13 protein-coding genes are annotated in these 20059 nt (G+C 59.2%); 8 read left to right on the forward strand and 5 right to left on the reverse strand.

From position 1 onward, the window contains the following. Positions 1-66: 66 nt before the first annotated feature. Positions 67-1014, forward strand: a complete 948-nt coding sequence (locus tag ACE3NW_RS06215) for a DMT family transporter (RefSeq protein WP_374281489.1) — start codon at positions 67-69, stop codon at positions 1012-1014. Positions 1015-1046: 32 nt separating this feature from the next. On the opposite strand, the gene ACE3NW_RS06220 is transcribed toward ACE3NW_RS06215, so the two are convergent. Next, entirely contained in the window at positions 1047-2663 is a 1617-nt protein-coding gene (locus tag ACE3NW_RS06220) for a cobyric acid synthase (RefSeq protein WP_374281620.1), read from the reverse strand. 352 nt (positions 2664-3015) lie between these two features. Between ACE3NW_RS06220 and ACE3NW_RS06225 the strand changes: the two genes are divergently transcribed. The 3 genes from ACE3NW_RS06225 (at position 3016) to ACE3NW_RS06235 (ending at position 7134) form a co-directional block, all read left to right on the forward strand. Further along, complete coding sequence (locus ACE3NW_RS06225; RefSeq protein ID WP_374281491.1) at positions 3016-5157, forward strand: AsmA family protein; 2142 nt, start codon at positions 3016-3018, stop codon at positions 5155-5157. Positions 5158-5423: 266 nt separating this feature from the next. Beyond that, positions 5424-6272 carry a flagellar motor stator protein MotA gene (gene motA / locus ACE3NW_RS06230; protein WP_374281493.1) on the forward strand — a complete coding sequence of 283 codons (849 nt, stop codon included), beginning with the start codon at positions 5424-5426 and terminating at the stop codon, positions 6270-6272. Between the two features lie 151 nt (positions 6273-6423). Then, positions 6424-7134 carry a flagellar motor protein MotB gene (locus tag ACE3NW_RS06235; protein ID WP_374281495.1) on the forward strand — a complete coding sequence of 237 codons (711 nt, stop codon included), beginning with the start codon at positions 6424-6426 and terminating at the stop codon, positions 7132-7134. A gap of 92 nt (positions 7135-7226) precedes the next feature. Here the strand turns inward: ACE3NW_RS06235 and htpG are convergent, their stop codons facing one another. Continuing rightward, positions 7227-9200 (reverse strand): molecular chaperone HtpG, encoded by a 1974-nt coding sequence (htpG, locus tag ACE3NW_RS06240; RefSeq protein ID WP_374281497.1) that lies wholly within the window; start codon positions 9198-9200, stop codon positions 7227-7229. Between the two features lie 295 nt (positions 9201-9495). Between htpG and ACE3NW_RS06245 the strand changes: the two genes are divergently transcribed. After that, positions 9496-10812 (forward strand): cytochrome ubiquinol oxidase subunit I, encoded by a 1317-nt coding sequence (locus ACE3NW_RS06245; protein ID WP_374281499.1) that lies wholly within the window; start codon positions 9496-9498, stop codon positions 10810-10812. 2 nt (positions 10813-10814) lie between these two features. Then, positions 10815-11840 (forward strand): cytochrome d ubiquinol oxidase subunit II, encoded by a 1026-nt coding sequence (gene cydB / locus ACE3NW_RS06250; protein ID WP_374281501.1) that lies wholly within the window; start codon positions 10815-10817, stop codon positions 11838-11840. 197 nt (positions 11841-12037) lie between these two features. On the opposite strand, the gene ACE3NW_RS06255 is transcribed toward cydB, so the two are convergent. Both ACE3NW_RS06255 and ACE3NW_RS06260 read right to left on the reverse strand, forming a co-directional pair. Next, positions 12038-12928 carry a hypothetical protein gene (locus ACE3NW_RS06255; RefSeq protein ID WP_374281503.1) on the reverse strand — a complete coding sequence of 297 codons (891 nt, stop codon included), beginning with the start codon at positions 12926-12928 and terminating at the stop codon, positions 12038-12040. Positions 12929-13125: 197 nt separating this feature from the next. Continuing rightward, entirely contained in the window at positions 13126-13377 is a 252-nt protein-coding gene (locus tag ACE3NW_RS06260) for a hypothetical protein (RefSeq protein ID WP_374281505.1), read from the reverse strand. Here ACE3NW_RS06260 and ACE3NW_RS06265 point away from each other — a divergent pair. Both ACE3NW_RS06265 and ACE3NW_RS06270 read left to right on the forward strand, forming a co-directional pair. Continuing rightward, positions 13376-16927, forward strand: coding sequence for an FAD-binding and (Fe-S)-binding domain-containing protein (locus ACE3NW_RS06265; protein WP_374281507.1), 3552 nt, complete (start codon positions 13376-13378; stop codon positions 16925-16927). The two genes, ACE3NW_RS06260 and ACE3NW_RS06265, sit on opposite strands and share 2 nt — an antisense overlap. Before the next feature lie 159 nt (positions 16928-17086). Next, on the forward strand, positions 17087-19237 hold the full coding sequence (locus ACE3NW_RS06270) for a hypothetical protein (RefSeq protein ID WP_374281509.1): 2151 nt from the start codon (positions 17087-17089) through the stop codon (positions 19235-19237). Positions 19238-19270: 33 nt separating this feature from the next. On the opposite strand, the gene ACE3NW_RS06275 is transcribed toward ACE3NW_RS06270, so the two are convergent. After that, positions 19271-20011, reverse strand: coding sequence for a YkgJ family cysteine cluster protein (locus tag ACE3NW_RS06275; RefSeq protein WP_374281511.1), 741 nt, complete (start codon positions 20009-20011; stop codon positions 19271-19273). Positions 20012-20059 lie beyond the last annotated feature (48 nt).

Raw genomic sequence — 20059 nt, forward strand, 5'->3', positions numbered from 1 at the left:
GGGCTTCTTACCATAGGCTGCGGCAAAAATCATCCGCGACAATTCTGGAGAATCCGAAAAATCACCATGCCCCCCTCTGCCTCCAAACTACTGCCCCACATGGCCCTGCTGACGGCCATGGCCTTTTGGGGCTCAACATTTGTGGTACTGCGCATTGCCCTGGCGACCTTGAGTCCCCTGCAAACCATGGCTGGACGAATGCTTGTGGCCTGCGTGGTTTTTTTGCCCCTGTGCCCCCGCCTCTGGCGTGAACTGAAGATCCACGGGCATTGGGGAACCCTGGTGCTCATGGCCCTGTGCGAGCCCTGTCTGTTTTTTTTATTTGAAACACACGCCCTGCGCCTTACCACCGCCTCTCAGGCGGGCATGATCACCTCGCTGCTGCCCCTGCTGGTGGCCGCAACCGCCTTTGCCGCCCTGCGCGAACGCGCGGGCCTGCGCATGTGGCTGGGTTTTTTGCTGGCTGTTTGCGGGGTGACATGGCTGACACTGGCCGCAGTGCCCGACGACAAGGCCACCAACCCCCTCCTTGGCAATATTTTTGAAGCCCTGGCCATGTTCTGCGCCGCCGGTTACACCGTGCTGGCCCGCCATCTTTCCACACAGTACAGCGCCCTGTGCATAACGGCAGTGCAGGCCTTTGTGGGCATGGTCTTTTTTTGTCTGCTAGCCCTGACCATCCCAGAGTCAGACTCCTTTGTCAGCCTTGGCAAAACTTTTCCGGCCTGGGCTCCGTGGGCCTGCCTGCTGTACCTTGGCGGCATTGTTACCTTTGCCGGATACGGCCTGTACAATTTTGGCGTCAAACGGCTTTCTGCCGGACGCGCGGCAGCCTACACCAATCTTATTCCCGTCTTCGCCCTGCTTTTTGGCCTTGCCCTGCTGGATGAAAAACTGCTTCAGGCCCAGTACGGCGGCGCAGCCCTCATTGTGCTGGGCGTGCTGCTGAGCCAGTGGAAAGGCAGCAGCCCGGCCTGCAAGCCAGAGCCGCACACCGCAACCCCGCCCGCCTAGCCGCCGCAAGAAACCGTAACGCCTCGCGGCGCTCAGCCAAGGCCCAGCTGGGAGAGAATGGCGGGCATATCCAGTGCGGCTTCCACGGCGTCCGCCAGCCTGTCCAGCTCCGGCCCCAGGCTGTAGGTTGCCAGCGGCGCTGGCGGCAGCCCGGCCCCGTGCCGCAGGCTCTGCAACAAGGCGTGGCGGAACTCGTCCGCATCAAAAAGCCCATGCAGATAGCTGCCCCATACCCGCGCGCGGCCCTGATCATCGCAGAGACCCCAGCCAAGGGGCTGCTCCTCGCTGTCGGCCATGACCACGCGCACAGGCCGCTGCGCCAGTGCCTGCGTGCCGGGCTGCCCGGCAATGGGGGCATCAACCGGCGGCCCCGCTGGCCGGGCCGTGGACACAACCACGGTCTGCCCGTGGTGGATTTCGTATCCGCACACAGGTTGGCGCTCAAAACCGGTGAGGCAGGGGTGCGCCCAGCCTCCCGTGCGGCACAGCCGCTTGGCCGCCAGCAGCTCGGTGCGCAACGGCAGCAGGGCAAGCCCCGGCTCGCAGCCGCCTTCTTCAAGCCCCAGAGGGTCGGCAATTTCGGCTCCAAGCATCTGCAAGCCCCCACATATGCCCACCACGGCCCCGCGCCCCTCTTGCAGGCACTGATAGGCAAATCCGCGTACACAGGCGGCCAGCCCGCTACGCTGCAAAAAACGCAGATCGTCCACAGTGTTGCGGCTACCCGGCAAAATCACCGCATGCGGCGAACCCCAGTGCTCTGCACTGCGCACAATGCGCAGCCGCACACCGGGCTCGTCGCGCAGGGCATCGAGATCGGTGGCATTACTCAGGTGCGGCAAGTCGGGAACCACAATATCCAGCAACCCTGCTCCGCCTTCTGGCGCATTTTCTGCCCCGGCCCCGTGCGCGCCCGCATGCAGACCGGGCGTCAACCCCTGCTTGAAGCTCACGGAATCTTCTTCCGGAAGCCGCAGATTTTCCAGCATGGGCACAACGCCCCAGAAAGGCTTGCCCGTGCGGCGTTGCAGCAGGCTCAAGGCAGGATCAAGCAGGCTGGCATCACCCCGGAACTTGTTGAGAATAAACCCGCCCACCCTGCTGCGCTCTGCGCGGGTCAGCAGGGCCATGGTTCCCGCAAGGGCCGCAAACGCGCCGCCCCGGTCAATATCGGCCACCAGCGCCACCAGCGCCCCCGCATGGCGGGCCATGCGCATGTTTACAATGTCGTGCGCCCTGAGGTTGATTTCTGCCGGGCTGCCCGCACCTTCAATCACCATCACGTCCATGTCTGCGGCCAGGCTGCCGTAGGCACGGCGCACGGCCTTCCACGCCGTTGGCTTGTAGGTGAGATATTCGCTTACGCGCATCTGCCCCACCGGCTCGCCCAGCACAATCACCTGTGATCCCGTGTTGGATGTGGGCTTGAGCAGCACCGGATTCATTCGCACATCTGGCGCCAGACCGCAGGCCGCCGCCTGCAAAACCTGTGCGCGCCCCATTTCCTTGCCATCGCTGGTTACAAAGGAATTCAGAGCCATATTCTGCGCCTTGAAGGGCGCAACCCGCAGGCCGCGCCGCGCAAGCAGGCGGCACAGGGCAGCCGCCAGCAGGCTTTTGCCCGCATTGGAGCATGTTCCCTGAACCATCAGGGCAGGCGGCAGGGGCGGCTGCCCTGCGCGCCCTTGCCCGGTGGCAGACCGATGCGTTTTATCAAGCCCCATGCGGATGCTTCTCCTTGCACTTGCAGACCTTGCCGCGTGCTGTTTTGAACACTTTCTGTCTTTTTTCGGCAATATATGGATTGCGCGGCACTACCGCAACTGCCCTGCCCAAGACGGGAAGGGCCGTTTACCAGTTTTCTGCCCTGTTGTTTCTTCGTCTTGCACTGCTTGCGGGCATTTCGTATAAAGGAAACGGTGGTCATATCCATACCCCGCTGCCGAAAGGCACGGTCGGTTTACGCGGCCGCCAGGGCCGCGAATAGCCAGCGGAGATTCAATGAAGCGCATGATTATATGGATTCTGGGCGGCATTGCCGTGCTTGCAGTGGCGGCGGTCATTCTGATCAGCCGTGTGGACACGGATTTTGTGGTACGGCAAATCGCCGACGCCACAGCCAAGGCCACCGGCCAGCCTCTTCAGTTCGACACCCCGCCAGGAATTTCCTTTTTTCCTCCCGGCGTCCACTTTGGTCAGGCGCACTGGGGCAATGCTGACGAAGCCCAGGGCGTGTCCATTGCCGTCAAGGGCGGCATGGCACAACTGGAGCTAAGCCCTCTGCTTGCCGGCAATGTGGTTGTGCGCGAAATTCGCCTCGACAGCCCCGTTGTGGAAATTCGCGAAGGCAAATCCGTTGCCCCGCCAGAAACCACACCAGAACCGCCCAAGGCAGAAACGCCAAAACCCAATGCGTCCAAGCCTGGCAGTTCCAAGCCTGGCGCTGCCAAAAATGCGCCTTCAAAGGCCGAAACCGCCCCCGCCGACCAGCCCGCCCCTGCGGCAAAGACAGCTTTGGAGCCACCCGCCCTGCCCATTGAACTGAAGCGCCTGGTGCTGCGCCAGGGCTCGATTACCTATACGGGCGCTGCCGGGCAAATCCTGCGCATCAACGACGTCAACCTCTCGGTGGAAAATCTGCGCATCGGCCAGGAGGCCACGGTGCAGTGCGACTTTTCCTTTGCCCTTGGCAACAGCCAGAGCGATGCAGCCAAAGAGGCGAACAATCTTTCCGGCACGCTGGCCTTTACATCGCGCCTGCGCTATGCGCCGCCCCAGCTGCTTTTCAGGCAGACGGCCCTGACAGTTACCCCGCTGACCGGCGCACTGCCCAAGGAGGCTGGCCCCCTGCAACTCACCTGCGAGGGCACGTTGCGGCTCACCGATCTGCATTTGCAGCTTACGAGAGCCATCCTGGGCACCCCCCAGGCACGCATGACCATATCTGGCGAAGCGTCCCTGAGCGTGCCCACCTTTAACGGATCGCTGGAAATCGAGGGCTCGCCCCAAAAAATGGCGGCTCTTGCGGGCCATACCATCAAGCCCGCTCCCGGCAAGGACGAACTGCGCTTCAGAACCATGCTGCGGTATGTTCCCAATGCCATGAATCTCAGCCAGATGCAGTTGCAGACAGACGATATTTCCCTGCGCGGCGGGCTGCGTTTTGAATTCCCGGCAGATGCCCCTCTGGGCATAACCGCAGATATTCAGGCTGGTGCGATCAATCTCACGCCCTATCTGTCTGCGGCGGAAACCCCGCCTGCCAGCGGCAAGGCTCACGATGCCAAGGCCACCTCCAGCGAGGCAGAGACGGCACCTGCCAAAAAGGCGGCCAAGCCCGACCCCGCAGCGGCACAAAAAATGCCCGCACTGGACATTCGCGCCAAGGTTGCCTCCATCAGCAAGGGCGGTTTGCAGGCAAAGGACATTTTTCTGGCCATCAAGGGCGAAAAAGGCCGTTACGCCCTCACCTCGCTTGCTGCCACCCTTGGCAGCGGCGGCAGCATCAAGGCCACGGGCAGTGTAAATATGGCCAACGAAACCTGCGCCATCAAGGCCAATGCGGCCGATGTGGATCTGGGGCCGCTGCTGGTTGCCCTGGGCAAAAAGCGCACGGTGGATGGCCTCGCCATGCTGGAAACAGATCTCACCATGAACTGCGGCGGTGCGGCCGAAGTTCGGCAAAGTCTTGCTGGCCGTGGGCAAGTTGAAATCCGCCAGCTGCATGTACCGGCCATGGCCGAGCTTGGCAAAAGCCTGCCCATGCTTGCGGGCAAGGGCGGCCCGCTGCCCGACACGTTTGATCTGACCCGCGCGCCCTTTACGGCAAAGGACGGCGAAATCAACGCTGCCCCCATAACCGTTGCCTCGCCAAGCCTCAATGCCGCAGGCAAGGCCCGCATCAGCCTGCCCCGGCAGCACATTGATGCGGCCATGGACATCAAGACCCTGGGCCTGACCATCCCCGTTACGGCCAAGGGGCCTCTGAGCGATATTTCTTACGGGGTTGACCCCAAGTTTGCCCTTGATATGGCAAAAAAGCTGCCCGGCGCACTGCTGGATACGGGTAAGCAGGCAGGCGGTGTTACCAAGGATGCCACCAAGGGGGCAGGAGGCCTGCTGCGCGGCATTTTGGGCCGCTGATGCACTGCCTGCTGCTGCGTAAAATGCAGCTCCAGCTGTTTATCGGAGACCCGCAAATTTGGGCCGGGGCTTGCCTTTTCGGCGTCATGGGCTAAAGCTATTAGCATTGCGGGCGTTAAGCATACAAGAAGACCAGACAGAACAGCCGTGAGGCCTGCCTGAACGGGCAGCACCTTGGCACATCTGGTCATTACCGCGTTTTGCTGGACGGTCAGCCCCACACCTGACCGAACGACACGGATAGCATTGAGAGAACAGGCGGCAGTATGTACTTAATTATTGGACTGGTCATCGTTGCAGCTTCAGTCGGCACGGGCTACACCATGGCCCACGGCGAATGGGGCGTTCTTTTTCAGCCCGCCGAGTTCATTATCATTTTGGGTTGTGCCTTTGGTGCGTTCTTTGGTTCGCAGACCAAGTACACCTTTGGCCTGGTTCTCAAAAGCATCAAACACATATTCGCCGACCCCGGTTCCAGCAAAAACCACTATCTTGAAACCCTGGCCCTGCTGTACGCACTTTTTTCCAAGATGCACCGCGAGGGCGTGATCAGCATTGAAAGTGACGTTGAAAAGCCCGAATCCAGCCCTATTTTCAGCAAATATCCCAGTATTTCCAAAGACACCGTTCTGGTGAACTTTGTGGGCGACACGCTGCGCGTGTACCTGACCACGGGCGACCCCGCTGATATTGACAGCCTCATGGATGTGGACATTGAAACCATGAAGGAAGAAGGCATTTTGCCTGCCCACGCCGTGTCGCACATGGCCGAATCGCTGCCGGGCATGGGTATTGTGGCCTGCGTGCTTGGCGTGGTGCTCGCCATGGGCAAGATCAACGAACCCCCGGAAGTTCTGGGCCACTACATTGCGGCAGCACTTGTTGGTACGTTTTTTGGTATTCTTGCCTGTTACGGCCTTTTTGGCCCCATGGGCGCCAAGCTTGAAAACTATGTGGCCGAAGAGCATTTTTATTTCAACGCCATCAAGGAAGCCGTGGCTGCGGCCATTCGCGGCTCTACCCCGCTGATCGCCGTTGAATATGGCCGCAGGGCCATACCCTATCCCTTTCGTCCCTCGTTTGCCGAAATGGAAGAACGCCTCAAGAGCGGCTAGGCCGTTCGCGCGGGGCTGCCCCGCCCACATTTTGCCCTGTGGCCAAAATCTGCTATGGTTTGGCCAGATACGGGCGCTGGCGGCCAGAGGCATCTGGCCCCGGTACAAGGTGCGCGGCCCTGCGCACAATACTTAAGAAAGGAGGAAGCCTATGGGCGGTGGCGCATGGAAAGTGGCCTATGCCGACTTTGTTACAGCCATGATGGCCTTCTTTCTGCTGCTGTGGATCCTCAGCATGGTTCCGCCGGATACAAAGGCGGGACTTGCCGCGTATTTTAGCGGAGAGCGCAACTTCGACTCCAGCTCCACATCCCCCATTTCAAACAATCCGTTTATCCAGAATACGGACAAGATCGACGCACGCGACCTCAAGATCAACGAAGTTGAAAAGTCGCACTACGCCATTGCCCAAAAAATCAAGCAGATGCTCATGGCCGATGCCGTGCCGCAGAATTCTTCGGGCATCAGCGCCGACGATGTGGGCGTGCAACTGCGCGTCAATTCGGACGTCATGTTCAAGCCCGGCAGTGTCGAACTGCTGCCCGAAGGCACAAAGGTGCTTGAAGCCGTGCTGAAGCTGATGAACGAATACAACCTGTATCTTGTGGTGCGTGGGCATGCCGATTCCACAGAAGCCCGGCCACCCTACGCATCTGCCTGGGAGCTCTCTGGCGGGCGCGCTTCAGCAATGGTTCACTACCTTGCCAACCACGGCATCAAGCCCACGCGCATGCGCGCTGTAAGCTACGGCGACACGCGTCCCCTCAAGCCCGGCATTGACGAGCAAAGTCGCGCTCTGAACCGGCGGGTGGAATTTTTCTTCCATCGGCCAGAGGTCATGTCGTACAGCGTAGTGTACTAGCCTGCCCCGATTTTCAAAAGCAGCGAGGCCCCTGTGGATCACAAGGGCCTCGTTTCAGTTATGACCAACTTTGCGCCGTGCGGGGCGCATTTCTATATTTTGCGTACCTCAGTGTACCAGGCGGCGGCCTCTTCCAGCAGCTTGCCGGTGCGGGCGGCCAGGGCCTGCGGGTCTTTGAGGTAGCCGTCGAGCAGCAGGCTGGCATCAAAAAGATGACCGGTCATGTCTGCAAGAATCCTGTCTTCCGCATCGGCCCTGAAGATACGCAGCATGCTGCGCAGCAGCGGATGGTCGCGGTTGACCTCCAGCACCTTTACGGGGATGGAATCGTCCTTCTGCATGACCTTGAGCAGCTTTTCCATGGAAGAGGACATGCCGCCCTCTGGCGAAACCAGCACGGCAGGGCTGTCTGCCAGGCGGTGCGAAACGCGCACGTCCGTGACCTTTTCACCCAGAATTGCCTTCATCTTTTCCAGCAGGGCATCAAACGTTGCGCTTTCGTCTTCCGAAAGCGGCGCAGCTGCCTCGTGCTCCGGCTGCTCCTTGTCTGCAAAATCGTTCAGGGCATCGTCTGCCGCTGTTTCCACAGACTTGAATTCCCATTCCTTGTACTTGGCAAGGCTGTCCATCACAAATTCGTCAACCGGCTCGTAGAGCCACAACACTTCAATGCCCTTGCGGCGGAAGCGCTCCATGTGCGGATTGAGGCGGGCAGCCTCGCGGTTGGGCGCGGCCACGTACCAGATGGTTTTTTGCCCTTCGGCAGCGCGGGCCATGTATTCGTCAAGGCTGGTCAGCGCGTCGGCATCGGCCAGCGTAGAAGAATTAAACCGCAGCAGGGCGCAAATGCGCTCGCGGTTGGCATAATCGTGGTAGCCCAGCTTGAAAACCTTGCCGTGCAGGTTCCAGAAGCGGCTGTACTTTTCCGCATCGTCTCTGGCCAGCTTTTCCAGATGGCCCAGAGCCTGCTTTACCAGCACCTGGCTGATCTTGCGCAGCACCACGTTTTCCTGAAGCGTCTCACGCGAGATGTTCAGGGGCAGATCTTCGGTATCCACCACGCCCTTCATGAATGCCAGATATTCAGGCACCAGTTCCTTGTTGCGGTGCTGTATCAGCACACGCCGGGCGTAGAGATCGAGGCCCCAGTATTCGCGGTCTGCGCCAAAAAAATCCTGCGCAGAATCTGGCGTGAACAGCAGCGCATTGAACTGCACGGGGGCATCCACAGAAAGGTGCAGGGTGTCCAGCGGATCCTTGGCGTCGTAGGTCAGCGCCTTGTAGAAAGAATCGTACTGCTCCTTGGTTACCGAAAACTTGGGTTCACGCCACAGCGCTGGCTGCGTGTTGACCCGCTCGCCGTCCACCAGAACGGGAAAGGGCACAAAGGCCGAATGCTTGCGGATCACGGATTCAACGCGGAATTTCTCCGCAAATTCGGCGGCATCGTCCTTGAGCCAGGCCTTGATGACCGTGCCCCGCACGGGGGCCTCGCCGGTGGCGGGCTCGAGGGTAAACGTGCCCAGGCCGTCGCTTACCCACACGCTGGCCTCGGCATTGTCGCCAAAGGCAGGCCGCGAGGTAACCTCTACCTTGCTGGCCACCATAAATACGGAATAAAAGCCCACGCCGAAACGGCCAATGATATTGGCGGCATCTGCGGGCCGGGCATCCGCGCCCTCTTCGCCTGCTGCGTCGGCGTCGGCTGTACCCTTGGCGGCGTTTTCAGCAGCCACATCGGCCAAAAACTGCTCTGAACCTGACCGGGCGATGGTTCCCAGGTTTTCGGCCAGTTCTTCTGCGGTCATGCCGACGCCGGTATCGGCAATGGTCAGCACCTTGGCATCCTTGTCCAGGCTGATGCTGATTTCGAGCGGAAGGTCAGTAACACTTGGGCTTTCGCCACGGCTCATGCGATAACGCAATTTGTCCAGCGCGTCTGATGCGTTGGAAACAAGTTCCCGCAAAAAAATTTCGCGATTGGTATACAGTGAATTTGTGAGGATATGCAGGACCTTGCGCACCTCAGCGCGGAATTGGCGGGAATTCTTACCAGCCTCTGCCATGACAAACCTCCTGAAAAAAGATATGGTTGAAAATAATATCCCCTACCGAATTTTCAAGGGGTGCCACCTAAAAAAACAGCAGTTTTTTGTGTGGCCTTGGCCGTAACGCAGCAGGGGGACTGGCTGCGGCGGCACTGTATTGGCCGTCAACATGAACTTTCTTTTCAATTCAAAGGGGGATAATTTATCGCACCCGCGCCAATAAAGGCGTGTAGGGCAAAATGATATTCGTAACTACTTGCCATTCGATGGGAAAAAAGCTATCTCGCCTGAAGGATATTCAAGGAGGGCCTACATGGACGTTGTAATGCTTTCGCGTTTGCAATTCGCTGTGGCCGTTTTTTTCCACTTTATATTCGTGCCGCTGACCCTCGGTCTTTCCGTCATTCTTGCATGGATGGAAACCCGTTATGTTCGCACCGGCGACGAATTCTGGAAAAAACAAGCCAAATTCTGGGGAAAACTTTTTCTCATCAACTTTACCCTGGGCGTGGTGACAGGTATCACACTGGAATTCCAGTTTGGTACCAACTGGTCGCGCTACTCTGAGTATGTGGGTGATATTTTTGGTTCACTGCTGGCCATTGAAGCCACGGTGGCCTTTTTTCTTGAATCCACATTTCTTGCCGTCTGGCACTTTGGCTGGAACCGGGTTGGCAAAAAAATGCACCTCGCTTCCATCTACATTGTGGCCTTTGCGGGCAACCTTTCCGCACTCTGGATCATTCTTGCCAACGGCTTCATGCAGCACCCCGTGGGGTACACCATCAACGAAGCCATGGGGCGCGCCGAGCTTGCCAACTTCTGGCAGGTGGTGACCAACGGCTACGCCTGGGGCATGTATGCCCACACCGTGCTTGCCTCGTGGGCACTTGGCGGCTTTTTTGTGCTGGGCGTTTCTGCCTGGCATTTGCTGCGCAAGAGCAACGTGGAATTTTTCAGGGCATCGTTCAAGATGTCTGCCGTCTTTACCCTGGTTCTTGTTTTGCTGCTTGGCCTTTCGGGCGACCAGCAGGGCAAGACAGTTGCCCAGTTGCAGCCCGCCAAGCTGGCCGCTCTGGAATCGCACTGGGAAACAGGACGCAATGTGCCCTTCTATCTGCTGGCCTGGCCCGATGAGCAGAATGAAGGCAACAAGGTGCAGGCCATTGGCATTCCCGGCCTGCTGAGCTGGATTGCCTACGGCAGCACCGATGCAGAAGTTAAGGGCCTCAAAGATTTTGCCGTGCAGGACCGGCCCCCGGTCATGCCCACCTTCCTGAGCTTCCGTGGCATGATCGCCATGGCGGGCATCTTTGTACTGCTGGCTGTTGGCGCTTTTTTGCAACGCAAAAAGGACGAACCCTGCCCGCTGCTGCTCAAGGCGCTGGTATGGAACATTCCCCTGCCCTACATTGCCATCATGCTTGGTTGGGCAGTGGCCGAAATTGGCCGCCAGCCCTGGATTGTTTACGGTCTCATGCGCACTTCCGACGCGGTTTCGCCAGTACCGGCAGAAAATGTCGCCATATCACTGGGCGGCTTTATTGTGGTGTATTCCCTGCTGGGCCTGCTGGACATTTACTTGCTGCGTAAATACGCCATCAAGGGCCCCGACGCCCAGGAGGTATAGCCATGTTGGAAACCATCTGGTTTGTGCTGTGGGCGTTGTTGTGGGCCGTGTACTTTATTCTGGACGGATTTGATCTGGGCCTTGGCTCGTTGCTGCCATTTTTGGGCAAAAACGAATCAGAGCGCCGCATCATGTACAATGCTGCCGGCCCCTTCTGGGACGGCAACGAAGTGTGGCTTATCTCGGCTGGCGGCGTGACCTTTGCGGCCTTTCCCAAGGCCTATGCTGTCATGTTCAGCGCGCTGTACGCACCGCTCTTGCTGCTGCTTTTTGCACTGATCTTCCGGGCCGTCTCGTTCGAGTTCCGCAACAAGGTGGAACACGACAGCTGGCGCGCCCTGTGGGACTGTGTACACTTTCTTTCCAACCTCATTCCCTGCGTGCTTCTGGGTGTGGCCTTTGCCAACCTGTTCATGGGCATACCCATTGACGCCAAGGGCGTATACCACGGCAACCTGTTTAGCCTGCTGAATATTTACGGCCTTGCTGGCGGCGTGTTCTTTTTGTGCATGTTCTCGCTGCACGGTTCGCTGTGGCTGGCTATCAAGAGCACCGGCAGCCTGCAAACCCGCGCGGTTGCCTCGGCCACCTTTTTGTGGCCCCTGATGCTGGTGCTGCTGGTGGTCTTTCTGGGTCTTACGGCCATCTACACCAAGCTTTACGCCAACTATCTGGCCATGCCCGTGCTCTTTGTTCTGCCTCTGCTGGCCCTTGGCGGCCTTGTGGGCGCGCGAGTCATGCTGGGCGCGGGCAAGCTGTGGCTGGCCTGGGCTTGCAGCGCCGTGTTTATTCTCGGCGTCACCTTCTTTGGCGTGGCGGGCATGTTCCCCGGCATGATCATTTCTTCCATTGATCCTGCCGCCACTGTCACGGCCTTCAACGGCGCTTCGAGCCAGCTGACCCTCAAGATCATGCTGGGCGTGGCCCTGGTGATGGTTCCCATTGTGCTTGCCTACCAGTTCTGGCTGTACAAGACCTTCTCTGCGCCAGTTACTGACGAAGACCTCAAGGACGAGCACGCCTACTAGGCCGCTCTTCATAGTGATTGACAAAAAGTCCCGTGCTGTAACCAGCGCGGGACTTTTTTTGCTCAATACCTGTCATGCAGCACACAGCCAGGCGAGTCCGCCGCAGCGTATGCCCAAATAAAACGCACCGGCTGCGTACAACACGCCATGCCGGTGCGGAAAGAGTTTCTTTAAGGCAGAACGCCTGGGCAGATCGGTCAGTCTGTGGATTCAACCTCGCGCACGCAGTAGCCCTGTTGTTGCAGCGGGGTAAAGTAGTTGGTTCCCCAGGTCACGGCCAGCACAAACACCGCCGCAAACAGGCCAATGGCCGGGCTCCACAAGGGTGCGGCAGAAAGCGCCAGCCGCATGAGCAGCGTGCCGATAACAAAACCGGAATTGCGGAACACGGCGTGGAAGGCAGGCATGTACCGCTGTGCGATCAGCACCATGGCAATATCCGCAAAAATCAGTACCGTGTAGAGAGTTTCAAAAAAATTGTGTTCTTCACCGGTTTGCACAAAAAGCATAAAATCCCTGATGCCGGTGATGAGAAATATGCCAAAGAGGGCCAGTGCCAACATTTTTTTGCTCATGACATAGCGCATGCGCAGATCGGCTGTGGCAATAAAGTGCAGATGCTGCCGGGCGATACGTTTATAGAGCCCAAGACACAGGTACACGGCCAGAGCCCCGGCGCCCGAAACGGCAATGCTGATAACCGGCAAGAGGTCGTTGACCACGCTTACCGGTTCCGGCAAGTGGGCCAGTTCCTTAAAGGCATTGCGCAGCAAGATAAGGGTAAGAATCTCAAACTGCTTGCCCATGGATTGAGAAAGTGAACTGGGTATCACCAGTATGAGGCTCATGACCTCAAGCCCAAGTATCAGGGTAAATGCCAGGTGGATGGCATAAAAATGGCTGTGCGGCGTAATATTTGCCAGCCAGGGCGGCAACACACCCAGGCGCTTGAGCTCTACCCCAAGCAGAGCCAGCAGATATACCCAGAGGATGCACAGGGCCACGCGGCGCTGGGTGGCGGCACGCTCCCAGGCAGAATGCAGCCAGTCAAAAACATCCGTGATGGGCTGTAATTTTCCAATGAACATGCGGGGTACTCCATAGAGAATTGTCGGGCCTGCCGGGGCAGATTCCGTCTGGCAAAAGAATATATACAGCTTGCCAAATGTCAAAGACTACTAATCCTGATATGGTAACACGGCTGCCCGCAGGGCGGCTGCGGGGTGCAGAGTATGCGCACTTGCCAAGCATCAATATAGTACGTAGAGAAAAGGCTTCCCCCGCGTTACAGGACACCGGCGTACCCGGTGACACTGAAGGTTGCGGGCCGCACGCGGCCTGACAAGCGCGAGCCGCCCCACCCTGCCATGCCGCCCGACCCCGCAAGACAACGGGCCTCGGTACGGCATGTTTGGCTATTGGCGGTTTGCCGCAACAGGGCGTGGGGCAACAGGGTGCGGGTTGTGCATACTCCGCCCTGCCTCCAAGGATTTGACCGGCGGTAACGCCGCAAGAGCTTCATGAGGTAGAACGTCATGCCCCATAAGGGTCCGCATATCTCCATTTCTCCCGACTATGTGGTGAACAGAATTCTGCGTATCAACATTGATGATTTTGCAGAATGGCCCGAATCTGTGCGCAATCTGGCCATCGCCATAGCCGAAGAACTGTTTCTGGTGGCTTACAACCCCTTTATCAATGCGGAAACTGTCCGCACCAGCGTGCGCGAAAGCTTTGACAAGGAAGCCGTTTCGCTGGCGCACTACTATGCCACGGCCATCAGCGAAGGCCTCACCATGTTCTGGTCGGCCCACGAGGCCGAGACCGCCTTTCGTACCAAACTGGTGGACGCGCTGCACAAGGTTCTGCCCGATGAGTGCATTCTGACCAACCCTGCGGCCATGGTCGAATCGGCCACCGACGCCACTGACCTGCGCATGGAACTGCCCCTGCTGGTGGTGGAGCCCGACAATACCGAACAGGTGGCCGAGCTGGTAAAACTTGCCAACGACATGAAATTTGCGCTCATTCCGCGTGGCGGCGGCTCCGGCATGACCGGCGGCGCTGTGCCCGCGCGCAAACGCACTGTTATTGTAAGCCTTACCCGCCTTACGCGCATCAGCCCCGTTGATCTTGAAGCCATGACTGTCACCTGTCAGGCCGGGGCCATCACCCAGGCCGTCATCAACGCGGTGGACGCCAAGGGTGCGCTTTTTTCCGTTGACCCCGCTTCCAAGCAGGCGTCTACCATCGGCGGCAACGTGTCTGAAAACGCTGGCGGCCCCAGCGCTTTTGAGTACGGAACCACCCTCGACAACCTGTTGTGGTGGCGCATGGTCACCCCCACGGGCGAAATCATTACCGTAGAGCGCGAAAACCACCCCCGCCACAAGATACTGCCCGACGAAACGGCAATTTTTGTGGTCAAGGACGTGAGCGGCGGCGTGCGCAACGTGGTGCATCTGCGCGGTGACGAAATTCGCCTGCCGGGCCTTGGCAAGGACGTGACCAACAAGGTTTTGGGCGGCCTGCCGGGCATGCAGAAGGAAGGCGTGGACGGCATTATCACCGAAGCCTGTTTTATCGTACACCCCAAGCCCAAGCACAGCCGCGTGATGGTGCTTGAATTTTTTGGCCGCTCCATGCACCCCGCCGCTGTGGTGGTGCGCGAGCTGGTCGCCCTGCGCAACCGTATCCGTCTGGAGGGCGACTACGCCCACCTTTCGGCCATGGAAGAATTCAACGCCAAGTACGTTCAGGCCATCGAATACAAGCGCAAGTCCGAAAAATACGAAGGCTCGCCCATCTCGGTCATCATTCTGCAAGTGGATGGCGACGATCCCTATCTGCTCGACAAGTGCGTGGGCGACATCGTGAGCGTTGTTGAACAGCAGGACAACGTAGATATCATCGTTGCCGCCGACGAAAAGGAAGGCGAACGCTTCTGGGAAGACCGGCACAGGCTTTCGGCCATCGCCAAGCGCACCTCTGGCTTTAAAATGAACGAGGACGTGGTCATTCCCATGGACCGCATCCCCGATTTTGCCTTGTTCCTCGAACAGATCAACCTTGAATGCACGGCTGCGGCCTACCGCCACGCCTTGCAGGAAGTGGGACGCCTGCCGGGCTTTCCCATGGAAGACAAGGACTTCAACCGCGAGTTTTCGCAGGCCTCCAAAGCTGCCTCTGGCGATGTTGCCGCTACCGAGCTTTCAGACATGGAGCTGGCGGCCCGTGCCGAAGAATTTCTTGGCAAACTCAAGGAAAAATACCCCCATCTTGCCAAAAAAATCGACAAGATCAGGGAATACATGGACGCCAGCCGCATTGTGGTGGCCAGCCACATGCACGCGGGCGACGGCAACTGCCATGTGAACATCCCCGTCAACTCCAACGATGCCCAGATGCTGGAAGAGGCGGAAGAAACCGCAGCCCGCATCATGGCAGAATGTCAGGAGATGGGCGGCGAAGTTTCGGGCGAGCACGGCATTGGCATCACCAAGATCGCCTTTTTCGGCAAGGACAAGATGGACGCGCTGCGCGCCTTTAAAGAGCGCGTTGACCCCCGCGATGTCATGAACCCGGCCAAGCTGGTGTTCCGCGAACTGCCGGTGCGCCCCTTTACCTTTTCGTTCAACAGGCTTATCCGCGATATCCGCGAGAGCGGCCTGCCCGACAAGGAAAAGCTCATCAGTCTGCTCACCTCCATCCAGGTGTGTACCCGCTGCGGCAAGTGCAAGCAGGTCTGCTCCATGTGCTACCCAGAGCGCTCCATGCAGTACCACCCCCGCAACAAGAACATGGTGCTGGGCATGCTGCTTGAGGCTGTGTACTACAGCCAGGTCAACAAGGGCCGCATTGACGAAAGCCTGCACAAGGCCCTGCGCGATATTGTGGAGCACTGCACAGCCTGCGGGCGCTGCATGGCCAACTGCCCGGTCAAGATTCCCTCTGGCGAGGTGGCGCTTACCCTGCGCGCCCTGCTGGAGCACGAAGGTGCGGGCGGCCACCCCATCAAGGGGCATGCCCTTGAATGGCTCTCGCGCGATATTCAGCACCGCGTACCCAAGGCCGCCAAAATGGCCTCTCTGGGTCAGAAGATGCAAAACAAGTTTCTTGGTTTCTTGCCTGAAATGTGGAAACGCCGCATGAAAAGCCCGCTGTTCTCCGGGCGCGGCCCCAAGATGGGCTATACCAACCTGTACGAAGCCCTCAAGCTGCACAGGGGTTCCATCTTTGCGCCTGCCGAGCCCACACCCGGCATGCCCTGTGTGCTCTATTTTCCCGGTTGCGGCGGCGCGCTGTTCTATGACCGCATCGGCGTTTCTTCTGTCATGCTGCTGCTCAAGGCGGGTTTTGCCGTTGCCGTGCCGCCAAGGCATCTGTGCTGCGGTTTTCCCCTGCTGGCAGCCGGCATGGATACGGCTTTTGAAGACAACATGGCCCAGAACCGCCAGTATCTGGCCTCCATGCTGCGCAACCTTGCCAAGCAGGGCTTTGACTGCAAACACCTGGTAACGGCCTGTGGCTCGTGCCGCGATGGCCTTGAACGCCTGCACATGGAAACGCAGTTTCCGCAGCTTACCCTGCGCGATGTAGGCCAGCTTACCCTGCCCCTGTTGGACAAGAACAAGCTCAAAGCCCCGCTGGCCGAAGGATCGAAGGTTGTGTACCACGGGGCCTGCCACTGTGAATGGTCCGACGTACACAAGATCAAGGGCCAAAAACAGATCATCAAGGCGCTGGGCGATTTCAGTGGGGCCGATATTTCCCTCAACCCCGGTTGCTGCGGCGAATCGGGCATGGGGGCCATGACCTCGCCCGACATCTACAATCTGCTGCGCTCGCGCAAACAGCAGCGCCTTGGCGATGCTTTTGAAGAAGCTGGCGACGCGCCTGTCATCGTGGGTTGCCCCTCGTGCAAGATCGGCATCGGGCGCTGCCTCATCAACATGCACGACAAACGCCCCGTCATGCATGTGGTGGAATGGCTGGCCAGCCAGATCGACGGCGAAGACCGCCGCCAAACCTTCCGCAAGAAGGCCAACGAAGTACGCAGCGAAGTACGGGTTGTAGACGTAAAATAACACCCCGGTTCATTGATGCATCTGCCCGGTGGCGCAAAGGCGCTGCCGGGCAGTCAAGGCCGCCCTGGCGCATGGTGACAGGGCAACCAGCATATCAAGTCATAACGCGCGGTGGTTTCTGTTTTTGGCCTCCCCGCGCAAACAGAAGGTCTGTCAGCCATGGCGCAGCCTGCCAACACTGCCGCGCCACACAGCGGCACAGCTCCGGCCCATCCATCTTCCGACCGTCCCAATCTACCCGCACCCGGCTGGCTGTGGTGGGCTCTTGTGCTTATCCTGCTGCTGCCCTTTGCCTACGCCTTTGGATTTCTGTTTCCGCGCGGCGACGATTTTGATGAAGTCACCAGAGCCATGTTTCCCTTTGACCTGCCCGGCGGCCTGTACGAAGTAGCGCGCGAATGGCTCACCTGGAGCGGCCGCTACACCTACCATTTTTTGGCAGTTTTTCTTGGCAAGGCTGGTGAGCTGCGCCCGCTTTACGGCCTTGTGTGCGCCGGAGTGGTGGCCTTGTACGGTGTTGGCCTGTACGGCCTTGCGCGGGTTGCAAAAGTGGAGCGGACTCCTGCCATTTTTTGCGGCCTGCTGGCAGTGCTTGTGGTTCTTGGCGGTCATCAGTGTCTGCCCAATCTCTACATGCTTACCGATACCCTGACCATGGGCGTCTTGCAGGCCATGACCCTGGTATTTTTGTGGGCGCTCTGCCGGCTGTGGCACGCTCCCGCGTCGCAGGCGCTCAAGGCACGCAGGCAGGCCATCATTGTGGGCGTGTTGACCGTGGGCGTTTTTGAACATTCTGCCCTGGCGGCTCTGGCGGCCTGCACGGTTGCGGTGCTGCTTGCCTTTTTGGACAAGCTGGCCAGCCGCGAAACAGAGCCCGATTCCGCGCAAAATCCCCGCACCAGGTTGCGGCATGTCTGCACCTTGTGGGTGTGGATTCTGGGCGCATTGCTGTTTTCATTTCTCTCGCCGGGCAATCAGGTACGCCGTGCCACCCGCCACATTGATGCCGATGTGCAGATGCGGCAACTGGCCGCTGCCTTTGACCAGTGGCAACAGGTTGTGCTGGGGATATTCGATGGTGTGCTGCCCTGGGCGGTGCTGCTGCTTGTTCTTTTGCTGCGCGGCCTGCGTAAGCATAGGCCACTGAGGCCGCAAGCCCACGCGGCCCGATCTGGCTGGCTGCTGGCGCTCTTTGCTCTTGCCGCCTATCTGGGCCTCTCTGGACTGCTCACGGTGTTACACGCTCTGAGCGACGTAACCATCACCACTGCTGCCAAACTACCCGCAGGGCTTGCTGTTTTTGCGGCCTATGCCATGGGTTTTGCCCTGTGGGGCATACTTGATGCCTGCCCTGTTGCGGAGCGCACCCTGGCACGCCTGCCGCGTCAGGGTATCCTGTGCGTGCTGCTCATTCCCCTGCTTGTCATGCTCGCCAGCGGCTACAACTGGCGTACTACGGCAGCCAACGCGGCCAATGGCAGCATGGTACAGCTTGGCCTGCAATTACAGGAGCGTTACGACACGCTGCGCAGCATTGGTCAAAATGCGCAACCGCAAGATGCTCCACCCCGTTTTGGCCTGTTGGGCGAAATATACCGCCCTGGTGCGCGCAGGCGGGCAATTGATCCCAGCCTGCCCCAGCCAGTGGTGCAGTGCAGCATTCCTGACACGGTTTTTCCTGTGCAGATGGGCGAGACGTTGCCCGCGCAGCCTGAAACCTGGCCCAATCTGTGGGTCGCCTGGATGTACGGGCTTGGCAGCGTGCGCAGCGCACAGCCGGTTGCTGCCGCTGCCGTCACCACACTGCTTGCGCCAGCTGAAGTTGCCGCCCAAAAACCCGTAGAAATGGCAATCCCCGACGAGTTGCGCGGCGCGGGCATTGATGGGGCATGGCTCATACGCGCCAACGGTGCGCCCGCCCAGGATCAATTGGCAACGGCCGCAACATTCAGCAATCTATGGCTGGTATTGCATGGACAGAATCTGTCCCGCATCAAACGCATTGCGGTTTTAAGGGTCAACAAGGAAGACTGGCGCAGGCTCTTGCCCACAGTTTTGCAAGGCCAGGCCGCTGAACTTTTACTTAAGCAGCGGCAGCTGACAACCAATGCCGCCACCGGTCAACTGACCGATGCCCAAACACGCATAGCTGCGGCGCTGGCAGGTGAGACGCTGTATTTCGATGCTGCTGGCTGGACGCAGGGAGAATACGTGGCCGTGCCGATGTGCCCGGCGGTCAGCACTCCGCTGTGGCTTTTTATGGGGATAGACAACGGGCAGATGTTCAGGCTTGATCTGTCGCATTCCTGACCGGGACAGGCAGACACGGCAGCAGCGTACTGATTAGATGTATCTGGCCCAGGGAACGGCCTGAAGAACCGTGGTCACACTGTGAAAAAAGGCCTGCGTTTCGTCGGCAGAAGGCTTATCTGGCAAGGGGTAACGCCCACGATACCAGGGCAGGGTATGCCGCAGGGCGGCTTGCAGAAAATCCTGACCGGGTTGCAACACCTGATGCGGGCGAGTGCAGGTGGGATCCTCCCCCCGTGCGCAGGGGGCCCCGTACACGATGTACCTTCTGCACGCCATGGGCCGCACCGGGTACACGGCACACCGCCCCTCATGCAAGAATGGGCATGTGGCCCCAAGCCTTGCTGTTTCTCCCCCAAATGCCGCCAAACGCGCAGCCAACGCCTGACGCACGTCAGCGGCAAGACCCAAAACATGGTCTGTAGCGGCCGACATGCAAGATGACGCCCCGCCAGTCCCGGAGCAAGACGCAGGGGCCATACCTTGCTGCTCATGACGCACCGCCGGGGCAGCCGCATGACCAGACACCAGCTCTGGCCCCATAAAGATTCGCAAGCCAAGAATTTCCAGCGGGGTCAGCGGGATAGGCTGTGTGCAGCAATGATAGCAGCCCGCGCCGCAGGCAGGCTTTTGCCCCCTGTGGGCAATGGCCTGCGCCATACCGCAATCCACAACCGCAAAGGCATCCAGCAGCAGATCCATACCCGGCAGCGCCCGCTCAAACCGGCGGTTGTAGTATCTGTACCTTGTGTCTGCTGCCGCGCTGCCTGCCATTATTGTGCCTTGTATACGGCGACCCCGCAGCCCCCCCCCAGAGAGGAT

This window comes from Desulfovibrio sp., from assembly GCF_041907885.1.
Taxonomy (GTDB): Bacteria; Desulfobacterota; Desulfovibrionia; order Desulfovibrionales; family Desulfovibrionaceae; genus Desulfovibrio.

Excerpts from the sequence above, each read along its gene's own strand:
- ACE3NW_RS06220 (WP_374281620.1), bottom strand. The coding sequence starts at position 2,663 with ATGGTTCAGGGAACATGCTCCAATGCGGGCAAAAGCCTGCTGGCGGCT.
- ACE3NW_RS06225 (WP_374281491.1), top strand. The coding sequence starts at position 3,016 with ATGAAGCGCATGATTATATGGATTCTGGGCGGCATTGCCGTGCTTGCA.
- ACE3NW_RS06215 (WP_374281489.1), top strand. The coding sequence starts at position 67 with ATGCCCCCCTCTGCCTCCAAACTACTGCCCCACATGGCCCTGCTGACG.
- ACE3NW_RS06270 (WP_374281509.1), top strand. The coding sequence starts at position 17,087 with ATGGCGCAGCCTGCCAACACTGCCGCGCCACACAGCGGCACAGCTCCG.
- ACE3NW_RS06265 (WP_374281507.1), top strand. The coding sequence starts at position 13,376 with ATGCCCCATAAGGGTCCGCATATCTCCATTTCTCCCGACTATGTGGTG.
- ACE3NW_RS06255 (WP_374281503.1), bottom strand. The coding sequence starts at position 12,928 with ATGTTCATTGGAAAATTACAGCCCATCACGGATGTTTTTGACTGGCTG.
- ACE3NW_RS06235 (WP_374281495.1), top strand. The coding sequence starts at position 6,424 with ATGGGCGGTGGCGCATGGAAAGTGGCCTATGCCGACTTTGTTACAGCC.
- htpG (WP_374281497.1), bottom strand. The coding sequence starts at position 9,200 with ATGGCAGAGGCTGGTAAGAATTCCCGCCAATTCCGCGCTGAGGTGCGC.
- cydB (WP_374281501.1), top strand. The coding sequence starts at position 10,815 with ATGTTGGAAACCATCTGGTTTGTGCTGTGGGCGTTGTTGTGGGCCGTG.
- ACE3NW_RS06275 (WP_374281511.1), bottom strand. The coding sequence starts at position 20,011 with ATGGCAGGCAGCGCGGCAGCAGACACAAGGTACAGATACTACAACCGC.
- ACE3NW_RS06245 (WP_374281499.1), top strand. The coding sequence starts at position 9,496 with ATGGACGTTGTAATGCTTTCGCGTTTGCAATTCGCTGTGGCCGTTTTT.
- ACE3NW_RS06260 (WP_374281505.1), bottom strand. The coding sequence starts at position 13,377 with ATGACGTTCTACCTCATGAAGCTCTTGCGGCGTTACCGCCGGTCAAAT.
- motA (WP_374281493.1), top strand. The coding sequence starts at position 5,424 with ATGTACTTAATTATTGGACTGGTCATCGTTGCAGCTTCAGTCGGCACG.